The following is a 22,564-nucleotide window of genomic DNA, read 5'->3' as shown; positions in this document are numbered from 1 at the left end:
ATGACAAATCATCTAAGCCAAAATCATTTATGTTCAATAACTTTATTAGGTAATTTAGTTGCTAAACCTGACATTCGTTATCAAGCAAACCCTGTAGTTGCCGTAGCTGAACTCGTCTTGGCGACTCATAGTAAATGGTTTGACAAAGCCAGCAATCAATTTAAAGAATGGACGAGTTACCATACAGTTAAAGTGATTGGCGATATTGTTGATCGTTCGCTATGTCACTCACAAAAAGGCGATATTATTTTAGTGCAAGGCTATTTACTCAATAGTAAAAAAGCTAATCGTGAGATATTACACGCCACTTATGCACAAACATTCGCGAAAGGTTACGCACAATCAATTAACCAAGTGCATATGAGTGGGGAAATTAGCAGTGAAATTAATTTAGTACTTACCGAGAATAATAAAGAATTAGTTGCGCTCAACTTAACGGTAAATAATTTAGTGTATTCCCCTATTACTCAGCAAACCCAAAATATCTCTATCGAACGTTCAGTGCATATTTGGGGTAAGCAAGCGCATTATATTAAAGATAAAGCTGAACTCGGTGACCAGCTAGTGGTTGATGGACGATTAAGCTACCTTAACGATAGTAAAAAATCACAGTTTATTGATTCCCACCAAGTCGTTTTATTGAAACATTAACATTCTTTCACTATAATTTTTATAAATATGGGATTGTTGACGAGATATGAAAATTCTTTATTATATAAAAAAGATAGTTAAGCCTGCACTTTCAACGGTACTCGTTATTTACTGTTTATTACATGTATTAACAACCGTTGCAGAAGAATATAGCCTTGAGATTTTAGCAAAATTACCCACACTTAGTACGAAAAATAAAATAACATTAATTCCATTGCCCCTTAAAAGAAAAGAGAAAAATCAATACTTACTTGCAGATGAAAAAGGTGAGTTATCTTTACTCAGCGGTGCCAAACTACTTTCTTTATCTCGCTTACCCTTAAGCGACCAAAATAACCTGGCACAAGTAAAGTTAACCGCTTTTACCTTACATCCAAGCTTTTCGTTAGCAGATAAACCCGGTTACCAAACCTTTTTTACAGCTCATATTGAACCCAATAAAAAAAATAATAATGTTGCACGCTTAACTCTATTAGAGGATCCAGTAACATTGCCATTTGACGCGGTGGTCACCCAATGGCAATACGATAGTTCAGCCCCTGATCGTATAGATAAAGAGCAACGCAGAGAAGTCATCAGAATTGCGGTTCCTAGCAATACCCATCATATCCAGAAAATGGCGTTCAATCCTTATAATAAAGTATGGCACGAAGACTACGGCTTAATACATATTGCCCTATCAGACAGTGTACAAAAACAATCGAATGCTAATACAAGCACGTTATATTCTGGTGTTGTTTTACGTATTAACCCTGCAAGATTTGGTCTCAAGAGTTATAGAACGCCAAGCAGTAACCCTTTCATGAAAATAAACAGTATTAACAATGAGATTTTTATTTTAGGGGCTCAAAATATCAATTCTTTTTCGTGGTCGAAACAACATTATGGCGCATTGCTCATAGAACACACCTACGAGGGTGTTCACCAAGTCGCTGTTGCAGAAAAAGGGGCTGATTGGCGAGATTCTGATCAAAAGAAACTCGTTTTTACACTTAAGTCTAGCCAATGGCGCAATGAAAGTATTTTTCCATATTATGGCAGATCGCTAAAAAATGCTGTCGGTAATATTTTATACCTTGCTAATAATGCAAAGAACTGGCAACTTGCTCAATTTAGTACCGCGATAAAAAATGGTGAGGTTAAGAAAGAATTTTTGGGACAAACTATTGTATCTTTTAACAAAGATGAGCTTTCCCCAGCAAATAAAGTTTCACTGCTCTTAGATCATGCCGGCGAACCTTTACTGCTAGATTATGCCAACAAGCGATTATTAGCCATTCAACCGAGTACATTGGTAATAGATAAAGACAGTAATATTGAGGCCAGAGGTGAACAAGAAGAGCATGATGAGCAAGCAGACACAGTAAACAGTAATGCTTACGGCAATCTCTTATTAATATTATTTATCTCAGTAGTAGCCGTAATATTTTATCGATTACGACCGAAAAGCAATGCTGTAAAAGCGAAATTAAGCAGTCAGTTTGCTCGGTTTGAATTAGATAGCTCGCAAACGACCCTATTATTTTACAAACGTCATCAGTCTGAAGTCGGTAGCCAACTAGCTATTGCTGACATTGTTAAGAGTGAAATTTCTATTAATGGTAATATTGTCAGTATCATCAATAAAGATGATGACTACGGCTACAACGAACAACGAGAAAACCAATTACACCTCAATTTCACTAAAGCTAATCGACATAAACTTCTTAATGATGAAATCCGAGAAGTTCAACTTTACCTGACAGATATAAACACTAAAGAATATGTCATCTGTTTGTACTTACGAAAAGGCAACCAGCGTTTAACTAAGGCTAAATACTTTGACACTTTAGAGTCATTGATTGATTGGAGTTGGTTTATCGCTAAACAATTAAACCCGCAGGCGACACAAAAGCGTAAAATAAAAGCGGCTGTATTTGAGCCCCCCCAAATTAAGGCATCAGTAAAAGTAGAGCAACCTCACGTTATTAGCAAAGAAATAAAATCGGTTACAGAAAATAAATCAGCAGAAGAACTACACAATATTACTCTCCATGACTCTGAATTAATTAATACTTTAGATAAGCTTGCCGACTTAAAACAAAAAGGCTTTCTCAATGAAGAAGAGTTTAGTTTAGCTAAAGCTAAAATTTTATCAGACATCACAGATAATAAATAAATGCTAAACAGACACACTAAAACACTATTTTTGATCACAACATTGGTAAGTATTGCCATTCTTTTAAGTGTGCTTTTTTCTTTAGATGCACTGCAAAGTGACAACCTTCAACCCCTCATTGATCAATTAATTCCTCAAGGGCCACTAGGGATACTGACCCTATTAATTGTATTAGCATTACTCACCAGCATAGGTTTACCTAGGCAAGTTGCAGCCTTTTCTTGTGGCTATATATTGGGTATCTTTTATGGTGCGCTAGTCGCTACTTTAGCGGCAACGCTCGGTTGTATATTAACATTATTGGTCGCAAAAACTTTTTTTAGACAGAGAGTGCTAGACACCTACCCTGAAAAACTAAACCGCGTATCTGTTTTCTTCTCAACTCACACTTTTAGCAAAGCATTAATTATTCGTTTACTTCCAGCGGGTTCTAACTTTCTAACTAACATACTAGCAGGTATTGCCAATATAAATTTTATCCCTTATGTTACAGGGACTTGCGTTGGATTTATTCCACAAATGTTTATATTTTCATTACTTGGTGCGGGGATTAAAATAGGGGAAAATCAACAAATACTGCTGAGTTTATGCTTACTCGTTGTTGCGTTAATTTTTGGCTATTTACTCTATAAGAAAGAAAACACTGCCCAAAAAAAAGGAGCTATTTAGCTCCTTATTATCACACGAATACCGATGAGTTAATCAAGGGTAAGTAAATACTTAACTAAGTTATTGTAGTCGGCTTCAAGATTTTTTTTGTCTAAACTGGCATTATCAATTTTATAACGACCATTAACAATAACCGTAGGAACGCCAGTTAACCCACCACTCTTCGCATAATAGTCTTGTTTTTTCTTCATTTGTTTAACTTTGCTGTTAACACCAAAGCTTTTCATTAATTTATCAAATTTTTCGCCGTCAGCGCCATTTAATACAAACACATTACGAATATCTTTTTCAGAGGTAAAAACCGCACGTTGTACATGAATATAATTAAAAAGTGCGCCCATTAACTTTCTTTCCATACCTAGCTCTTCAGCAACTACCAACGCTTTACTTAACATTTGTTGCATCACTGGAGAAGCGCCACGTAAGAAATCAACATGATTAAATTCAAAGTTAACCCCTGTTGGTAATTGTTTTTTTACGCCAGCCATAAAAGGTTCAAAACGAAAACAATGTGGGCAATAAAATGAAAAGAATTCACGCACTTCAGGTTTTTTCGTTACTTGTTCGCTAACAACGGTATAGTGTGTACCTTCTTGATAATTTGCTGCAGAAGCCATTAATGGCAACAAGAGCATAACAAATAAACTTAATAACTTTTTCATTTAATTTTTTCCTCTATGATAAATTTTGCACTTTTTATTACTAATAATTATGCAGGTAATAAACTTAATGGGGGCTGTTGAAGCGCAGACACTTGCTCTTTAAGCATCAGAATTTGCTGTTCCCAATATTTATCCGTATTAAACCATGGAAAGTTATGTGGGAACGCTGGATCTTGCCAACGCTTACATAACCAGGCCATATAATTAACAACTCGCATGGTACGTAATGATTCTATCAAAATAAGTTGCTTGGGTTCAAATGAATAAAACTCTTCGTACCCAGATAGCATTGTATCAAGCTGTAACAATCGCTGTTGACGATCGCCAGAAAGCATCATCCATAAGTCTTGAATCGCTGGCCCCATGCGACAATCATCTAGATCGACAAAGTGTGGGCCATTGTCTGTCCATAAAATATTACCTGCATGACAATCACCATGCAAACGTATTTCGTTACTGGGTTGATATTGCTCGGCGGCTATATCAACAACTTGCTCTAAAATAGTAAAAAAAGCTTTGCTCAAGTAATGGGGGACGAAACCAGAATCTTTTATGATATCTGTTGCCTGAAAAAGCATTTCTTGCTTATTAAAAGTTGGGCGATGCTTAAAACGTTTTGTTGCCGCGACAGCATGAATGCGTCCTAAAAATCGTCCCATCCATTCAAGCTGATCTAAATTGTCCACTTCAAATATACGACCACCACGACAAGGGTAGATAGCAAAATTGAAGCCTTCATAAGAGAAAAGTGACTCTCCACCAATCTTTAATGGCGCAACTAGCGGTAATTCTTGCTTGGCTAATTCAAAAGCAAAACTATGTTCTTCTCTTAGTTCAGCTTCGGTCCAGCGTTGTGGCCGATAAAATTTAGTAACATATTTTTTTTTATCATCATCATGAAATTGATACACACGATTTTCATAACTATTTAAGGCAAGCAAGCCACTATCAACAAAGAGGCCTGTGCTTTCTAGGCCATCTAAAATTAAGTTGGGTGACAGTGTAGTAAAATCAAATACAGACATTAGCGTTTATTAAAAAACCTACTTTCATGTTCAAGAGAAACGTCATCTTCCTCTGAAACCAGTTCAATAACAAATGAAATATCGGTCATGTACTCTTTTAATTCATAAGGGTCAACAGAAAGGCTCATCGGCAAGGTATAGACACCCGCAGCTTTTACCATAACTTCTTTTTCGCCATGCCATTTAGTATTTGCAATACCTTTTACTGACAAGCGATAAACGTTGTCAGTTTGCGATTTGTTTAATATTTTTAAGGTGTAAACATTTTCTATATCACCGTTAAATTTTTCTTTAGCTAACTCATTTCTGTCACGAATAATATCCATGGTAACAGGGACTCTATTAACAATTTCTAAAACAAGTAAGCTAGTCATCACTGTTAAAACAATTGCATATCCTACTAATTTTGAGCGGATAAAGTGAACTTTTTTGCCTTGTAATTCATGTTCAGTGGTGTAACGTATTAGCCCTTTCGGGTAGTTCATTTTGTCCATAACATCGTCACAGGCATCGATACACGCGCCACAGTTAATACATTCATACTGTAAGCCGTTACGAATATCTATACCTGTTGGACAAACCTGCACACAAAGGTTGCAATCAATACAATCACCGATGTCTAACGATGCATGGTCTATCTTGCGAGAGCGCGCGCCACGGTCTTCACCACGATTAAAGTCATATGAAACTGTTAAGGTATCTTTGTCAAACATCGCTGATTGAAAACGCGCATAAGGACACATATGTAAACACATAATTTCTCGCATCCAGCCAGCATTTCCATAGGTACAAAAGGTAAAAAACCACACAACCGCGGCTAAAGTAAACGAGGCCTGAAAAGTGAAAAAATCAATAAAAACTTCATCTACTGGTGCAAAATAACCCGCAAAGGTCAGTGCGGTTAACAGAGAGAAAAATAGCCAGCAGGTGTGCTTCAATGCTTTGCGCCAGAATTTGTCAAAATCAAGCTCACGGCTATCGAGTTTTTTACGTTGATTAGCGGTGCCTTCAATTTTTTCTTCAAACCAGATAAAAATAAAGGTCCAAACGGTCTGAGGACATAAGTACCCACACCAGACACGCCCTAAAAAGGTAGTGATGAAAAACAATAAAAAAGCACTAAGAATACAAAGCCAAGCGAGCAGTGTTAAGTCTTGCGGCCATAACGTTAAGCCCCATAAGGTAAAACGTTGCTCTGAAATATCAAATAAAATGGCTTGATGATCGTTATATTGTAGCCAAGGCAGTAACGCAAAAAGGGCTAAAAAAACAAAGTTCATTCTTTGCCTAAGTAATTGAAAGACACCACTAACCTTACGCACATAAATTTGGTCACGTGGCTGGTAGGTTTCTACCTTATTCGGTTGATGTATCTGAATGTTTTTAACGGGAATTTGTACCGATGGTTTTTTGTTCTTGTCTTCTGATTTCACGATAAATCCTTGATATACGAGAGCACCGAGATTATAACGATATTTAGCGACTAATACGTTATAAAATAATTAAAATTAGTGAATAAGCCAAAAATTGATTATTCTTATATAACCATTCAATTATATGAAAATTTATGAAAAATTTATTGATCTTAATCGTTGCAACTGCCTTATTTTTACATTTTTATCCGCAACCAGAGCTAGAAGACTGGTTTACAGAACAAAAAACAATGATTGTCGATAAATTTTCAGAAGCTACCGATACGAGGGTGAGATTAAAAGCAGATAAGATTTATACCGATTTAAAAAGCGAACTGGCTAGCTTTAGCAGTGAAGAACAGGTTTTTTTAAAAAAAATAACTGCCGATAGAAAGTCAGTAAAAGCATTTTTTATCGACTACTGTAACGCTAATCAGCAAAGCCCTCATTTTCATCATGAAAATCAAAAGAAAGTTTGCCGAACTATTTCGCGTTATAGTTCGCTGCTATAAACCGATAAACAATTATCATTTATTGACGGGAAAACAGCGTTACCGAGAAACTAAAAAAAATGTCGATTCTCAATAGCGCTATATGTACTAAGTAGAAAGGCTTGCTAACAACTTAGAAAATGCTTGTTCTGATTGTTGCTCTAAGTGATGTGCTCCCGCTTTAATTACCCAGTGGCCATTCACCATTACGTCGTGAACCATGTTCTGCTGGCTCGCAAAGATCATACTATCTAATAGATGTTGGTCATGATGGGCAAATAAAGCCACTTTCTTTGCGTTAAGTACCAGCAAGTCAGCTTGTTTCCCTACTGCCAATTCCCCCGTATTACTGTTAGTACTTTGCGCGCCGCCTAACGCTGCTTTTTGCCATAAATTACGACCCACTGAAGGTTCATTTTCTGTTGCCAAAATGGCACGTTGCTGTTTAATTAATCGTTGAGCATATTCTAGCCAACGCAATTCTTCCACAGGATTAACTGAAATATGGCTATCAGATCCTATCGCTAAGGTGCCTTGTTCAGCTAAAAACTCAGTGGTTGGAAAAATACCATCCCCCAAATTTGCTTCAGTGGTTGGGCAAATCCCAGCAATAGCTTTGCTGACAATAAGACCTTGGCGCTCTTGTTCGTTGATATGCGTGGCATGAATTAAGCACCATTGTTGATCTAATGCTGCATTATTTAATAACCATTCCACCGGACGTTGACCATAATGTGCTAAACAGTCGTCTACTTCTTTTTGTTGCTCAGCAATATGAATGTGCACAGGAGCTTTATTGTCTAAATCTCGTACATGTTTTACCGCTTGTTCTAACGAAGGCTTATCAACCGCTCTTAACGAGTGTGGTGCAATACCAATATTGGTGTTTTGATATTTGGCACTTAAAGTAAAGCAATCACTGACCAGTTGATTGAATTGTTCAACTGAATTAATAAAACGTTTTTGTCCATCGTTTGCAGGTAATGGACCAAAGCCACTAAACCGATAAAGTACAGGTAATAACGTTAAGCCAATACCCGATTGTTGACTGGCCTTAAAAATAGCTTTTGCCATTTCTGCAAGTTCGTCGTGGTTATCGCCATTGATTTGATGATGTAAATAATGAAACTCGGCTACTCGGGTATATCCCATTTTAAGCATTTCAATATAGAGCTGGGTGGCAATTATTTCGGCATCATTTACGGTTAATTGGTCAATAAATTTGTACATAACGTGACGCCATGTCCAAAAACTATCTTGACCTTCGCTGCCCTGCTCACTGAAACCGGCAAAGGCGCGCTGAAAGGCATGAGAATGACAATTAACCATACCGGGAATAACAACGCCTACTTTTTCAGCGCCATCAATATACCCCGATGCGATTGCCGTGATCACACCGTTTTCTATTGTCAGTGTTTGTTGTGTTTTCCAACCGCTGCTGAGTAAAATACGTTCTGCAAATAACTTCATCAATAATCCCTGTGCTAATTTTTTTGTTGCGAAAATTCAATCAATGTTTTTACTAATTGTTCAAGCTTAGGAATAACGTCATTTGCCAACGATTCGTTATATTCAGGGCTAGGCTCACTCATATAAGTACGTTGGGATAGTTCTAACTGTACCGCATGAATGTTTTTCTCTGGCTTGCCATATTCACGGGTAATAAAGCCCCCTTTAAACCGTCCGTTAGTGATCATTGAATAAGGTGAATAATCAAGATTTTGCAGTGCCGTTATTAATTCAGGCGCGCAACTCTTACCGTCAGCCGTGCCAAAATTAAAATCGGGTAATTGTCCCTCAAAAAACCGAGGAACTTTTGATAAAATAGAATGTGCTTCAAGTAAAACAGCTTGACCAAATTCTGTTTGAATATCAGTTAACGTTGTTTTTAATGCTTGATGATAGGGCTGCCAATACGTACTTATTCGATGAGATATTTCAGCTTTATTAGGTGCTTGTCCATCAAGGTAAAGTGATTCAAGATCAAAAGAAGTCGTCGGACAAAGTTCAGTGCTATTTGCCCCTGGATACAAATCAACACCTTTAGGGTCTCGATTAAGATCAATAACATAACGGCTATACTTTGGCATAATAATATAGGCACCTAGCGCTTGTGCAAAAGCATAAAGTTTGTCTTTATGCCAGTCTGTATCGGCCACTTTTTTACCTTGATCTGTCATTTTACGAGCAATGTCGCTAGGTAAATTTTCACCATTATGTGGCATACTAATCAGTAACGGAATACGACCTTTTATCAACGTATAGGTATCAGACATTTTAACCCTCTAATTGTATATACAACTTGTATAGACTAATTTATCATGCAGTTGCTATCGCACGCAAATTTATTGTTCTATGAGATCCGCGAAAAAAGAGCCTTTAAGACTTTTATAAACTACCGTTTTTTTAATAAATTTTCTCGTCATTTGTTCACTGCACTTATCATCTTCTTTACACATAAAAATATAACCTTGATTAGATTTAAAGAGATTGGTAGTGGTTTATAATGTATGTTTATCAGGCTGTTTCTCCTTAATATTGCTAAATATATTTGCTGGTTAGCGACTTATAGCATAGAGTGTCTTTTATAAAAATTAACTTTTACTCTCTCATGTAGACCTAAAAATCAAACAATGAATGATGACACTATAAGTAACTTACAGCGCATTTTTAGGTACCCAATTTGTTGGATTAAACGTACGCTATTTTGCAGTATTTTATTAATCACATGCGGTGTTTATGCAGAACAACCACCCAATAGAAATAATTCTCCCCTCAAAATAGCCCTACCCGACAGATCATCAATCAATGAGGCCTCTGGAGAAAAATTCCAACTACTCGTCAATTTTCTCAAAGAGTACTGGCAAATTTGGGCAATAGATAATCAACGTGAAGTTTCATTTAGCTATATGTCGACAGATAAGGCTTATCAATCGCTGGCAAATAATAGTATCGATATTATTGCCATGACCCGCTACCAAAAAGAGCAGCCAAACATATTTTTCAGTATTCCTTACGCTAAGTGGAAACAAAGAGTTTACCGTCGCATCCAAAGTAATAAAAGTGATGGTATGCAAATAGGGATATATTCCAAAGAGCAATCAACACTGGGATTTCTCAGCGATCATATCGATCGTTATTATTACCAAGATATTGACAAATTACTGGGTGATTATCAAAAGTATGATGCATTATATGCAACAGAACCTTGGTTACTTAATGAAAAATTAAACGAATATAATATCAGTGGTGCTTTTCATATAACGAAGAATGAAGTTCCTGAAATTTACTTTCGTTTTGCAGTCAACAAAAACGAAAGAATGCTAATGCATGAAATTAACGATGGCATTCGCTCGGTAAGTCAACAGCAAGCTGAGTTATGGAGTAATAAATATTTAGAATTAAATAAAGGAGATATATCCTTAACGTTTGGTCGTTATTTCACTCATTTATCTTTTGCAGAAAAAGATTTTATTATTGACCATAATCAACTCTATTTTTCTGTCCTTGCCAATGGTTTTCCTCCCTATATTATTACTAAAAACTTTAATCACATTACTGAGCGAGGTTTCACAATTGATTTATTCAATATTTCAACAGAGCGAACGGGTATTGTTTACAAACCCGTTTATTTAAATAATATAGAACAAGTTTTCACCTATTTAGAACAACAAAAAATCAATGTACTTCCCCTCGTGGAGTACAATAAGGAACGAGCAGAAAAACTCAACTTTTCGACACCCTATTTAAAAGCCAATTATAGTATGGTCTACCGTCATAATGACACCATAATAGATGGAATAAGTGGCATTGCTAACCAGAATATTGCCGTGGTCAATGACTTTAATGTCACAAAATTAATAAAAGAAAAACTACCTTTTGCCAATATTAATTACTTCGACTCGATGATCAAGGCTATTTCTTCAGTGTCATTGGGCGAGTCTGATGTATTTATAGGAGGGTCACTAATCTCTTCCTATTTAATTAAAGAAAACCGCTTATCAAACTTAACAAGCCAACCCTTAATAAAATTTAACGATAGTGCTCAATTCTCTTTTGCCAGTAAACTTGGCCATGATGAGGTTATCAGCTTACTCAATCGCACCATCAAAAGTATCTCTGCAACAGGCTATGAGCAACTTTATGCTAAATGGAGCCAGTCAGCCTTTCATGATAATAATGCCGATAAGCAAATTGCTAATGCTTATCGGAAAGTCAGTTATTTATTTGCGGCGATTATGCTTTTTGGTCTCATTATTTTTTGGATTTATTACCGTCAACTCAGGCTAAGAAAACTTGCACAAGAAAAGATTGAACATGCCTTGGCGATTGCTGAATCGGCAAAAACAGAAGCAGAAAAATCAGCTCAAGCCAAAATAACTTTTCTTGCTCGTATGAGTCACGAAATTCGAACCCCGATGAATGGTGTTTTAGGCATGGCAGAAGCGCTTGCGTTTACCTCTTTAAATAAAGAACAGAGTGATTTACTTGAAACGTTGCAAGGTTCAGCAACCAATTTATTAGCTTTATTAAATGACGTACTCGACTTTTCAAAAATGGACGCAGGTAAGCTTACTTTAGAGTCTGTACCCGTAAATTTTCATTTACTGTGTAAAAATATTATTAGTGGCTTTAATCACATAGAACCATATAAAGCGCTAGATATTAACTTACAAATAGACAGTCAAATAACCCATTGCTATTTGACCGACCCTACTCGTTTCACACAAGTGCTTAATAACTTGCTCAGTAATGCCGTTAAATTCACCGAAAAAGGACAAATTGACCTCATTGTCTCTTTACTTAAAAGTGAGATGATTAATAACAACACCTATGACACACTTTACTTTGATGTTAAAGATACTGGTATGGGAATAGCAGCAAACAAACTAAACTTTTTATTTACCCCTTTTATTCAAGCCGATGATGACATCACGCGAAAGTATGGTGGTACCGGGTTAGGGTTAAGTATTTGCCAAGAAATAATTACTGCTATGGGCAGCGAAATTAAAATTGACTCAACTATTAAGCAAGGTAGCTCCTTCCATTTTACTTTAAAATTAAAGCAATCAAGTTTAGAGAGCACAACTGATAACCGCCGCAGCAATACTCGTTTAGTTAATGCTGCTGACGATGATCGTTTTAAAGGCCTCCGTATACTTATTGCTGAAGATAACTTAGTCAATGTTAAGGTGCTCAGTGCCCAACTTGAACGACTAAATATTAAGGCTGATATTGCTTACGACGGTAAGGAAGCTTTAGATTTACATGAAAAAGAAGCTTATGACATTATAATTTCTGACTGTCACATGCCTAATATTGATGGCTTTGAACTTGCTCAAACACTGACGAAAAATATTCAAAACCGTCCTCTTTGGTTAATTGCCGTGACTGCTGATGCGCTAAGTGGTGCGGCAGAAAAGTGCAGCGCTGCCGGGTTTGATGACTACATGGCGAAGCCTTGCCCACAAGAGGAAATCACGAATAAACTTAACAATGCCTATCGGCAGTTATTGAAAAAACAGCAGAAACAGAAATTAACGCAACAGAATTTCACCCTCTTTGACTTAGCTATGCTACTAAAAAATAATGAACACGATATTGAGTTGAGTAAAAATGTTGGCCAACTTTTTATTGCCTCTTGGCAAAAAGAAAAACAACAATGGTTAAGTGCAATCCAAAAACCTGATCATAAATATATACAGGCACTGGCTCATAAACTAAAGGGGAGTACTCGATACTTTGCCCATAATGAAATATCCAAAACAATAAATAATATCAGTAAACAAGCAACAGCAGAAAATGGTGAAGATATAAAAATATCTGCTACACAGCTTTGTTTACAACTAGATATTCTTACTGAAGAAATTAGTTGCTGGTTATTATCAGCATCGCGATAGTCCTGTTATTAATAATATAAATTGTTTATTGTTAATCGCTTTAATCAATCGTTATGAGTTATTTATATCACTTTATTAAATCGCTTTATTCAACCATACTATCCTAATTCCCCCCATCCAAATCAATCAAAGAGAGTGACTATGTTTACGAACAAAGAAACACAACAAGTGCCAAATACTACTTTTCCAATCATTACTCCTGACGGTTGGGCAAGTCGTAATAGTGATGATATCTTTGCCAATAAAACGGTTATTGTTTTTTCATTACCGGGTGCTTTTACACCCACTTGTTCATCTTCACATTTACCAAGATACAATGAACTTGCGAAAAAATTTGCCGCTAATGGCGTTGATGAAATAATTTGTATGTCTGTTAATGACACTTTTGTGATGAATGCTTGGGCGCAAGATAAAGATGCCGACAATATTAGCTTTATTCCTGATGGAAATGGTGATTTTACCGAAGCGATGGGCTTATTGGTTGATAAAAAAGAAATTGGTTTTGGAAAGCGCAGCTGGCGTTACTCGATGTTAGTAAAAAATGGCATTATAGAAAAAATGTTCATTGAACCTAACTTGCCCGGCGACCCATTTGAAGTCTCTGATGCCGATACCATGCTTGGTTACATTAACCCTGATGCAGTTCAATCCCAAGAAATAACCATATTTAGCAAGCCAGACTGTCCATTTTGTAAAAAAGCGAAAGCATTATTAACCAGCAAAGGCCTAAAGTTTGAAGAATTAATCGTTGGTAATGATGTAAATATCTCAATGTTCCGTGCAATTACAAACGCGGATACCGTACCACAAGTTTTTATTGATGGTAAGCATATTGGTGGTAGTGAAGATTTAGCCACTTATTTTGGTTAATTCAAACTGACATTTACCTTAAGACGCTATGCCGATTGAAGTTAATTCATCGGCATTTTTATTTCATAGCCTAGGTGTTTTTGATAAAATCTCCTGTTCTTAGTTTAAAACTAATAAAGAATATGAGGACTCGATGAAGTTATTGCGTCAATTAACTATTAAATCTCGTCTAAGCTTAATCATCAGCAGACTAGCAATTCTTAGTAGTGTCAGTTTATCAAACGCTTTACACGCAACAGCAAGAAAAAGTACAACAGGAAGTTGAAGGTGCTGTCAGCATTCTTGAGCATTTTCATCAATTACAGTTGTCGGGTAAAATCATAGAAAAGCAAGCCCAAGAACAAGCAATATCAATATTATCAAGCTTTCGTTATGACAATAATAATGATGTTTAGCTAAACGATTTATAACCTCATATGATCATACATCCTTTCAAACCACAATTAAATAATAAACCGGTTGGGCAAGTAAAGGATCCTGATGGTACGCCGTTGTTTCTTAATATGGTCGATATTGTTAAAGAAAAAGGCCAAGGCTGTATGCCTTATAAATGGCCTAAACCTGGCTTAGAAAAACCAGTTGATAACATTTATGCTGAACAACGTAACCTCCTATTATTAGTGTCATTTTTGTTGGCTGTTGCTATGGGGTTCATTGTATATTATTAGCAATAAATATTTTGGTTCCCGCACAGACCGCCTCTGATCTTATGAAAAACATGGCTGAAGGTGACGGCGACCTTACCAAACGATTAGACAATAAAGGTAACGATGAAATATCAGGTTTATCTCATTACTTTAATTTATTTACTGATAAAATGCGCTTGTCGTTAGTAGAAATATCAACCCGAACAAACCATGTCATGCAAAGTGCAGAATTACTCTCTGAAATGAGTCAAAGTAATAATGATTTTGTACAGATGCAAAGCGACAATACCACGCAAGTTGCTGCAGCAATGGAGCAAATGACGGCAAATATTCGAGAAGTCAGTAGCAATGCAGAAGCGGCAGAAAAAGCCGCAGAACAAGCAAGAGAAAATACCATATCAAGTAAGAAAATTGTTTCCACCACCATTTTTCAATTCACAGGGTTATCAAAGGATATTAATAAAGTCAGTGATGTGATCACCCATTTAGTGGAAGAGTCACAGAATATTGGCACTGTACTCGTCATTCGAGGTATGGCTGAACAAACTAATTTATTAGCATTGAATGCGGCCATTGAAGCAGCAAGAGCGGGAGAGCAAGGCCGTGGTTGCTGATGAAGTGTATTTACCGATTAGTGACTTAGCAGGAATGACAAGCGAATCGATTACAACAACCGAAAAATTGGCTTTAGCAAGCGTCGATTTGAAAAAGAATAGTAAGGAAGTCGCTGAAACTATAAGCCACTTTATATTACGTAGTCTCGTTAAAAACGATATGGCTAGACCACATTAAATCTAGCCATATTTTTACACTTTAAATTTACCTACAAGGTCATTCAAGCCCGTAAACTCTTGTTGTAAGCTGTCACAGGCTTGTTGTGTTTGCTGTAAATTTTGTACACCTTGCTGATTTAAGTCCATCAGTTTTAATATATCTTCATCAATAGAGTGAATCACATTAACTTGTTGTTGGGTCGCTTGTGTTACTGCATGATTTTCATTGTCGACCTGTTGTAAAGTATGAATAATTAATTGCATTTTTTCATCAGCAATAGTGGCTTTTTCGACACTATTAGTACTATTTCTTTGGCTTTCTGCCATAGAAGTGACAACCGCATTGGTACCCATTTCCAGATTATTAATCATAGTTTCAATTTCAAGCGCTGCTTCTTGGGTACGCTGTGCTAGCTCTCTAACTTCATCAGACACAACAGCAAAACCTCGACCAGCTTCTCCAGCTCGAGCCGCTTCAATAGCCGCATTTAGCGCAAGTAAATTAGTTTGAGAACTAACGCCTTTTATCACATCTAAAATACTGGCTATATTTTTAGTTTCACTGCTGAGCTTCTCAATTTCATCACTTGACTGAGTCATTATTTTTGATAAATGCCCAATAGATTGAATATTGTCGTTGAGTGCCGCTAGCCCTTCATTTGACTGCGCTCGCATTCCTGATGTTAAATCTGATGCAGTAACGGCATTGGTAGAAATTTCTTGTGACGAATGGTTAAGTTCTGTTACCGCTGTCGAGACACTCTCGCCACGATTAAGCTGTTGGTCTGCCATATCAATACCTACTTGCGAGCTTTTTCGCACCTGGTCAATTTGCTGCTCTAGGTTGGCAGCAGATTCTTTAACTTTTTTCATCGAATGATGCATCGTCTCAATAATGCCATTAAAGTTTTGTGATAACTCTCCAAACTCATCTTGGCTATCCACCAATATACGTTCGGTTAAATCGCCATCACCTCGAGAAATACCTTTTATAGCCAGGTTTAAAGTATGAATTGGCTTCATTAAATAACTAAATAATAGATGCAAAAGAATGATTGTTGCTAAAAGGCTCACAATAACGACAACAATTGCTATATTTCTAGAATTAACCATAGGTTGATAAGCTTTTTCGCTATCAAGTACAACACCCACATACCAATCAACCGATTCAATACCTTTAATGGGAATAAAGGAAACAATGGTCTTGTTATTAATTTCATTTAAGTCACTCAGAAATGGCGGTGATTGCCCCAATAACTCACTAACATCTTTATCGACATATTTATCATCAGGATGACTTAATATTTTTCCTTTTGATGTCACTAAATAGGCGTAGCCTAAATCAAGAAAATCAATTTCATTCAAAATAGATGAAATCTCATCTAGAAAAATATCCCCTCCTGCGGCCCCAACAAACTGATTATCTTTTAAAATAGGCGCGACTGCAGTTAACACTTTTTGATCCGTCGTCGCATCAATGTAAGTTTCAGTAAAAGAAGACTTACGCCCTGCTTTTGCTAATAAATACCAAGGGCGCTGGCGAATATCAAAACCTTCAGGAAGTTTTATCGTGAGATCATCAAGAATAAATTTGCCAGTACTGGCGAGTCCGACAAAAGTATTTTTCATCTTCCCCGCTTTTACCGCTTGTTGAACCCCATGAAAAATTTCTTCATCATCATTAATATCAGTTATATTTAGCGCCACTGCATCAATTATTTGTAAGCGGTTCGTTAACCAATTAGCAATATTTCCAGAGACAGAACGTCCTATTTCATCAATCGCATTATTAAGGTTTTTTTGGGTATTATCTTTCAAAAATATATAATTAATTGATGTGGATGCTGACAGGGCTATTAATAATAATACGGTAGTAGCAATAATTATTTTGTGGGAAAATTTTAATCTAAACACTCACTAACTCTCTTACTTCATCATTCAATCTTATTACATTACCATATCACTCCAAAAAGCTAGAGCCAACTTCCTGTTACATTTAATTTTTGAAAGCAACTTCAAAATTAATCTGATAAAATAGTTTTATATTTTTATTAATAATATTCTACTTACCTTTATGGACAATCAACCTTTCAACCCTCTTCATGGCATCACCTTAAAAGCGCTTGTTACCGAACTCGTTGAATATTTTGGTTACCCTGCCCTTAGCCAACAAATAAAAATAAAATGCTTTACCGAAGATCCAAGTATTAATTCAACCTTAAAATTTTTACGTAAAACACCTTGGGCCCGAGAAAAAGTTGAAGCACTTTTTATTAAGAACTTTCATAAAGTTCATCAGCCTAATTCTGGTGAAAAGAGCGACGATTAATTTCGCCCGCTATTTAGATTTAATAAAAATTTAACTTATAGCGCAATAAACTAATTGCTTGATTAGAAACCTGTCACACTGGCTCCATATTCATTATTTTTTGGAGTCAGGGATGAAACCCATTAATCACTATATTTTAACTTGGCAATGCCCTGATACCTCAGGCGTATTAGCTAAAGTTTCTCAAAGCCTTTATCAACATGGCGCTTTTATTACAGAAACCTCCCAGTACAGTGACCCCTATACCGCCACCTTTTTTTCGCGTATCGCATTTGACGACAGAAACTTAACGGTTTCAATTGTACAATTCCGCGAAGCAATAGCCGAATTAGCCCTGCCACTGGCGATGAATTTTCAATTAAGAGCGCGTGATAATTTTCCTAAGGTTGTTGTTGCGGTTTCTAAAGACGATCATTGCTTGGTGTCTTTACTAACAAAAGTTAAGGCTGGAGTTTTACCCATCAATGTAGCGGCGGTTATTTCTAATCATCAAGACTGCGAAGCTTTGGTCAATTGGCATAACATTCCTTTTCATCATTTACCGATTACCGCGTCGACAAAAGAGCAACAAGAAAGCCAATTACAAGAATTATTAACCTGTTATAAAACAGATTTATTAGTGCTTGCACGATATATGCAAATTTTATCCAATAATTTTTGTCAACAATGGCAAGGTCGAGCCATTAATATTCATCATTCTTTTTTACCCAGTTTTAAAGGAGCAAAACCTTACCATCAGGCTCACCAACGTGGGGTTAAGGTTATTGGCGCCACAGCACATTATATAACAAGTGATTTAGATGAAGGCCCAATCATTGTTCAAGAAGTCAAAGCCATTAATCATAGCCTGACCATAGAACAAATGGTTCATAGTGGCCACGACATCGAAGCAACAGCTTTGACTCATGCCGTTAGAATGCACGCCGAGCAGCGTGTGTGCTTAAATCAAGGAAAAACAGTGATTTTACTGTAAACCTCATTTTCACCCAGAGCTTAAGTCACTTTATTTCACGCATTAGCTCAAGAAGGTGTGTCGGTTCAAAGCACTATATTCAGTGGTGCTTTGCTGTTTTCATTCCATATATCTGCTACATTAAAGCATAACCTTTTGCCTTAATTAGTTGTTTTCTCCATGATCCACTACCAGATATTTCCTGAAAATTTAAATAGTCATTTATTCTCTGTTGAGCTTTCTTTTAGCACAAAAATTGGCAAAAATTACCACTTGTCTTTACCCGCTTGGTTACCTGGCAGTTATATGATCCGTGACTTTGCTAAAAACATCATTGAGATTAGTGCTCATAATAGTGAGCAAGACATTTTTTCAAATATAAAAGATATACCCCTAAATAAAACCGACAAACAAACGTGGCAATTTACCGCGACGAGCACTAGCACAACAATAAGTTATCAAGTATTCGCATTCGATTTATCAGTACGCACGGCTTATTTAGATAGTGAACGAGGCTTTTTTAATGGTAGCTCTACATTTTTACAAGTACAAGAGTTACCAAATGAGGGCTGTCAGTTAAGTATTTTATTACCACCGAAATTAACCAAAGAACAATCTGCTTGGTTAAGTAATTGGCGAGTTGCCACAGGCTTAACACGCACTAAAGACACTGAAAAATACCAATTTGGTGTTTATATTGCTGAAGATTACCAGGAGCTGATTGACTGCCCTGTCGCTATTGGTAACTTTGATGCTTTCGAATTTGTTGTCGAAGGTGTTATTCATCACTTAGTCTTTACTAGCCAACATTTTGGTGATCGAGAGCGCCTAAAAGTAGATATTGCTAAGCTTTGTCAGCATCATATTAATTTGTTTAAAGAAGCCCCTTTTAAAGAATACTGGTTTATTACTCATTTATTAGGTAGCGGATTTGGAGGGCTTGAACATAAAAATTCAACTGTTTTACAAGCCAGTCGTTTCGATTTACCAAACCCTAATAAGCCTGATGAAACAACAGAGAATTATCAAACATTTTTAAGCTTATGTTCACACGAATACTTTCATGCTTGGAATATTTGTCGAATTAAGCCCAAAGAATTTAGACCTTACAATTTACAACAGGAAGTTCACACGACACAACTGTGGGCATATGAAGGGATCACTTCTTATTATGATGATTTTTCATTATTTCGTACGGGGTTAATCAGCTTTGATGACTATCTGAAACAACTTTCAAAAACAGCTACACGTGTTTATAGGGGTCAAGGTGAACTCAAACAAAGTGTCACTGCTTCAAGTTACGATACTTGGACCAAGTTTTATCAACAGGGGCCTGATGCAGTTAATAATATTGTAAGTTACTACACTAAAGGGTCTTTAATTGCGCTTTGGCTAGATTTAACTATTCGTGAAAAATCAGCAGGTGTCCATAGTTTAGACACGTTAATGCGTGAATTATGGCTACATTTTGGCAGAACCCAAATGGGTACCTGCGAAGAAGACTTTATTAATATTGCAAATATCCTATGTAATGACGATATTACCTCATCTTTTCATGACTTACTCTACAATGCTCAACGTGTTAACTTAACCCCCTTACTTAAACAAGTAGGTATTGCATTTACCGCACAAAAATTCAAACACCTTAATAGTTTAGAGACGACGGGAAATGATGTGTATTCACCTTACCTTGGCGCTCAATATAAAACATTGCCATTAGGAGTGAAAATAACTCAAATTATTGAGAAATCGCCTGCAGCTCAAGCTGGCTTAGCGGTAAATGACATTTTGGTCTCTGTCAATAATATACAAGTTAGTGAAAAATCATTACAACAACTTGCTGAGCATTTGCCAGAAAATACTCAGGTAACTTGCCACTATTTCCGGGACGATCAATTAATAACCAATGAGATTATGTTTATTGATTCTCCTTTAGCCGCCATTGCTATTACTGAAGTCGACCATGCGCTCAGCAAAAAGTGGCGCTGTATAAATTAACTGTAAATTTTTTGCCACAAAAGCAGCAAAAATAGTTATTCATTAAAAAACAGAAAACTAGTAACAAAAGTTACCTTGTGTAAAAATTGTCTTATTGTTTAAAAAATAGAAGACTAGGAATTTAAAATGATCAAAATGAAACGAATTCACCACGTCGCTTATCGTTGTGCTGATGCAAAAGTAACCGTTGATTGGTACAAAGAACATTTAAACATGGAGCTAACTGTAGCGATTGCTGAAAATGAAGTGCCATCGACAAAAGCACCCGACCCTTATATGCATATATTTTTAGATGCTGGTATGGGTAACGTGTTAGCTTTTTTTGAAATCCCTAACTCTCCAGCTATGGGTCGAGATGAAAATACCCCTACGTGGGTTCAACATATAGCGTTAGAAGTGGAAGATATTGATGCTTTAGTATCAGCCAAAGCAGAGCTCCAAGCCAAGGGGGTTGATGTGCTAGGTCCCGTAAACCATGGCGTATTTAAATCTATTTATTTCTTTGACCCAAGTGGCCATCGATTAGAATTGGCTGCAAATACCGGTTCAATTGAACAAATGACAGAACTTAAAAAAGTTGCTCCTTTAATGATTTCAGAATGGGCAGAAACCAAAGTAGCACCAAAACATGCTGCTTGGTTACACGAGCTAGATTAGTTTTCCCCTGTCTTAATCATGCCCTAGACAAACTAAGTTGAATTTTTTTATTCTGCTTAGTTTTTTCTTTCGTATTTTCTTATCTAAAATCCCTCACACCATAAAGATATACAGCCGTATATAACACTATATTTTTACTTATTTGTTCGGTTGCCCGACCATTAAACGAAGAATTTCGTATATAAAGCCAACAAAAATGCGTACTACATACATGACTACATTTGTAAGACATAAGCCATAAAGAATAACTATTCTTACCATTCATTAACTTATAAAAATATTAATAGCATTAAAAAACAATGAATTAAGATTTTTTAATTAATAAGATGTAAATAAACATGTATTTATAACTTGCGGCTTTTACAAACTAAGGTAAAGTATTGCTCAGCTACTTTGTAGCCAAATAACAATATGGATTGAACTGCATGGAAAGCATTTAACCTTCTCTTAGTAGAAAGTTACCTTTATAAAAATACGGATGATTAAGTTACTATCAGGATGATTGTTGATATTTAGGTCTATACGACCCATACGGACAGCCAAATAAAGTGTCATGATGACCAATAAAAAAATAAATTAAGTATTTAACGCAACATAAAAAATAATAATACGTTAGAGCTTAAATGGAATTGCTAATAGGTTAGGATAACCACTTAAAATTTACGAAAACGATGACTTGTTCATCGTTTTTTTATGCCTGAAGATTAATCATGAAAACGCTATCGCTGTTTGCCACAATATAACGTAAAATACAACGATTGAATTTACAAACGAAATTATTTTATGTCTCGTAACAAAAAATCTAGAAAACAAGGCACTGGCTCTATCGGCGCAGTAAAAGATGATAAGAAAAAAGCCATAGTTCCTGTTGATAGAAAACCAAAGAAAAAAACAGGCAAGCAAGCAGGTAATCGCCAGAAAGAAGCCTTTGATGCAGGTAAGGAATCTCAAACACCAGCAGAAAATAAAGATCCACGTATTGGTAGTAAAAAACTGATTGATCTGGGCGTTCCTATTAAAGCAGCGACACAACCTTTTAAAGCCAAAAATAAAGGGAAAGCTGTTACCTCTCCTATCGCGGCTATTCGTGTTGTTGAACCCGACACCTCTTTAGAGCAAGAGCTATTCGCTATTGAAGAAGATACGCGTTTACAGAGTATTCTTGCGCAACAAGATGAAGATATCTCACTAAGTAATGAAGACGTTGATTACTTCAACGAAAAAATGGAACGTCATCAGCAATTACGTGAGTTACTTGGCTTAGAAGATGAAGATGAAGATGAATCATCTGTGACAACAAGTAAAGCAAAATCTGGAGATGATCTTTGGGACAAATTTGACAATAGCAATCTATCAGAATTCGAATAAGG

General features: G+C 36.3%; 19 protein-coding genes and 1 pseudogene. 14 read left to right on the top strand and 6 right to left on the bottom strand.

Annotation, left to right across the window (positions count from 1 at the left end; genetic code table 11):
• From H4J73_RS09835 to H4J73_RS09825, 3 genes are read left to right on the top strand one after another with little or no spacing between them, the layout of a single operon-like run.
• Positions 1 to 651, top strand: coding sequence for a single-stranded DNA-binding protein (locus tag H4J73_RS09835; RefSeq protein ID WP_182180486.1), 651 nt, complete (start codon positions 1 to 3; stop codon positions 649 to 651).
• 46 nt (positions 652 to 697) lie between these two features.
• Positions 698 to 2,809, top strand: a complete 2,112-nt coding sequence (locus H4J73_RS09830) for an SHOCT domain-containing protein (RefSeq protein ID WP_182180483.1) — start codon at positions 698 to 700, stop codon at positions 2,807 to 2,809.
• The gene (locus H4J73_RS09825; RefSeq protein WP_182180482.1) at positions 2,810 to 3,478 is read left to right on the top strand and encodes a TVP38/TMEM64 family protein; all 669 of its coding nucleotides are present in this window, start codon (positions 2,810 to 2,812) and stop codon (positions 3,476 to 3,478) included.
• 29 nt (positions 3,479 to 3,507) lie between these two features.
• Here the strand turns inward: H4J73_RS09825 and H4J73_RS09820 are convergent, their stop codons facing one another.
• From H4J73_RS09820 to ccoG, 3 genes are read right to left on the bottom strand one after another with little or no spacing between them, the layout of a single operon-like run.
• Positions 3,508 to 4,140, bottom strand: coding sequence for a thiol:disulfide interchange protein DsbA/DsbL (locus tag H4J73_RS09820; protein WP_182180480.1), 633 nt, complete (start codon positions 4,138 to 4,140; stop codon positions 3,508 to 3,510).
• Positions 4,141 to 4,187: 47 nt separating this feature from the next.
• Positions 4,188 to 5,165, bottom strand: a complete 978-nt coding sequence (locus H4J73_RS09815) for a serine/threonine protein kinase (RefSeq protein ID WP_182180478.1) — start codon at positions 5,163 to 5,165, stop codon at positions 4,188 to 4,190.
• A complete protein-coding gene (ccoG, locus tag H4J73_RS09810; protein WP_182223458.1) occupies positions 5,165 to 6,598 on the bottom strand; it encodes a cytochrome c oxidase accessory protein CcoG in 1,434 nt (477 codons plus the stop codon). Before ccoG ends, H4J73_RS09815 begins: the two co-directional genes overlap by 1 nt.
• Before the next feature lie 134 nt (positions 6,599 to 6,732).
• Between ccoG and H4J73_RS09805 the strand changes: the two genes are divergently transcribed.
• Positions 6,733 to 7,089, top strand: coding sequence for a hypothetical protein (locus tag H4J73_RS09805; RefSeq protein WP_182180474.1), 357 nt, complete (start codon positions 6,733 to 6,735; stop codon positions 7,087 to 7,089).
• Positions 7,090 to 7,176: 87 nt separating this feature from the next.
• Here H4J73_RS09805 and H4J73_RS09800 read toward each other — a convergent pair whose 3' ends face one another.
• Positions 7,177 to 8,538: a formimidoylglutamate deiminase gene (locus H4J73_RS09800; RefSeq protein WP_220460058.1), complete on the bottom strand. Its 1,362-nt coding sequence runs from the start codon at positions 8,536 to 8,538 to the stop codon at positions 7,177 to 7,179.
• Positions 8,539 to 8,552: 14 nt separating this feature from the next.
• Complete coding sequence (gene hutG, locus H4J73_RS09795; RefSeq protein ID WP_182180470.1) at positions 8,553 to 9,344, bottom strand: N-formylglutamate deformylase; 792 nt, start codon at positions 9,342 to 9,344, stop codon at positions 8,553 to 8,555.
• A 357-nt stretch (positions 9,345 to 9,701) separates the two neighbouring features.
• On the opposite strand from hutG, the gene H4J73_RS09790 reads away from it, so the two are divergent.
• From H4J73_RS09790 to H4J73_RS09765, 5 genes and pseudogenes are all read left to right on the top strand, one after another.
• Positions 9,702 to 12,968 carry an ATP-binding protein gene (locus H4J73_RS09790; RefSeq protein ID WP_182223457.1) on the top strand — a complete coding sequence of 1,089 codons (3,267 nt, stop codon included), beginning with the start codon at positions 9,702 to 9,704 and terminating at the stop codon, positions 12,966 to 12,968.
• 141 nt (positions 12,969 to 13,109) lie between these two features.
• Positions 13,110 to 13,838, top strand: coding sequence for a glutathione peroxidase (locus H4J73_RS09785; protein WP_182180466.1), 729 nt, complete (start codon positions 13,110 to 13,112; stop codon positions 13,836 to 13,838).
• A 206-nt stretch (positions 13,839 to 14,044) separates the two neighbouring features.
• Positions 14,045 to 14,506 (top strand): annotated as a pseudogene (locus tag H4J73_RS09775) (cache domain-containing protein).
• A 50-nt stretch (positions 14,507 to 14,556) separates the two neighbouring features.
• On the top strand, positions 14,557 to 15,099 hold the full coding sequence (locus H4J73_RS09770) for a methyl-accepting chemotaxis protein (protein WP_182180462.1): 543 nt from the start codon (positions 14,557 to 14,559) through the stop codon (positions 15,097 to 15,099).
• A complete protein-coding gene (locus H4J73_RS09765) occupies positions 15,089 to 15,277 on the top strand; it encodes a hypothetical protein (protein ID WP_182180460.1) in 189 nt (62 codons plus the stop codon). Before H4J73_RS09770 ends, H4J73_RS09765 begins: the two co-directional genes overlap by 11 nt.
• Positions 15,278 to 15,291: 14 nt before the next feature.
• Here H4J73_RS09765 and H4J73_RS09760 read toward each other — a convergent pair whose 3' ends face one another.
• On the bottom strand, positions 15,292 to 17,172 hold the full coding sequence (locus H4J73_RS09760; protein ID WP_182180458.1) for a methyl-accepting chemotaxis protein: 1,881 nt from the start codon (positions 17,170 to 17,172) through the stop codon (positions 15,292 to 15,294).
• Between the two features lie 160 nt (positions 17,173 to 17,332).
• On the opposite strand from H4J73_RS09760, the gene H4J73_RS09755 reads away from it, so the two are divergent.
• The 5 genes from H4J73_RS09755 to yihI all read left to right on the top strand — a co-directional run bounded on the left by H4J73_RS09755 (position 17,333) and on the right by yihI (position 22,562).
• Positions 17,333 to 17,587, top strand: coding sequence for a VF530 family DNA-binding protein (locus tag H4J73_RS09755; RefSeq protein WP_182180456.1), 255 nt, complete (start codon positions 17,333 to 17,335; stop codon positions 17,585 to 17,587).
• Positions 17,588 to 17,699: 112 nt separating this feature from the next.
• On the top strand, positions 17,700 to 18,560 hold the full coding sequence (gene purU / locus H4J73_RS09750; RefSeq protein WP_182180454.1) for a formyltetrahydrofolate deformylase: 861 nt from the start codon (positions 17,700 to 17,702) through the stop codon (positions 18,558 to 18,560).
• A gap of 159 nt (positions 18,561 to 18,719) precedes the next feature.
• Positions 18,720 to 20,537 carry a M61 family metallopeptidase gene (locus tag H4J73_RS09745; RefSeq protein ID WP_182180452.1) on the top strand — a complete coding sequence of 606 codons (1,818 nt, stop codon included), beginning with the start codon at positions 18,720 to 18,722 and terminating at the stop codon, positions 20,535 to 20,537.
• 126 nt (positions 20,538 to 20,663) lie between these two features.
• Positions 20,664 to 21,194, top strand: a complete 531-nt coding sequence (locus tag H4J73_RS09740; RefSeq protein WP_182180450.1) for a VOC family protein — start codon at positions 20,664 to 20,666, stop codon at positions 21,192 to 21,194.
• A 783-nt stretch (positions 21,195 to 21,977) separates the two neighbouring features.
• Complete coding sequence (yihI, locus tag H4J73_RS09735) at positions 21,978 to 22,562, top strand: Der GTPase-activating protein YihI (RefSeq protein ID WP_182223455.1); 585 nt, start codon at positions 21,978 to 21,980, stop codon at positions 22,560 to 22,562.
• Positions 22,563 to 22,564: the final 2 nt, after the last annotated feature.

Source organism: Colwellia sp. MB3u-41 (genome assembly GCF_014076845.1).
Taxonomy (GTDB): Bacteria; Pseudomonadota; Gammaproteobacteria; order Enterobacterales; family Alteromonadaceae; genus Colwellia_A.
This window is presented reverse-complemented; position numbering and strand designations above follow the sequence as displayed.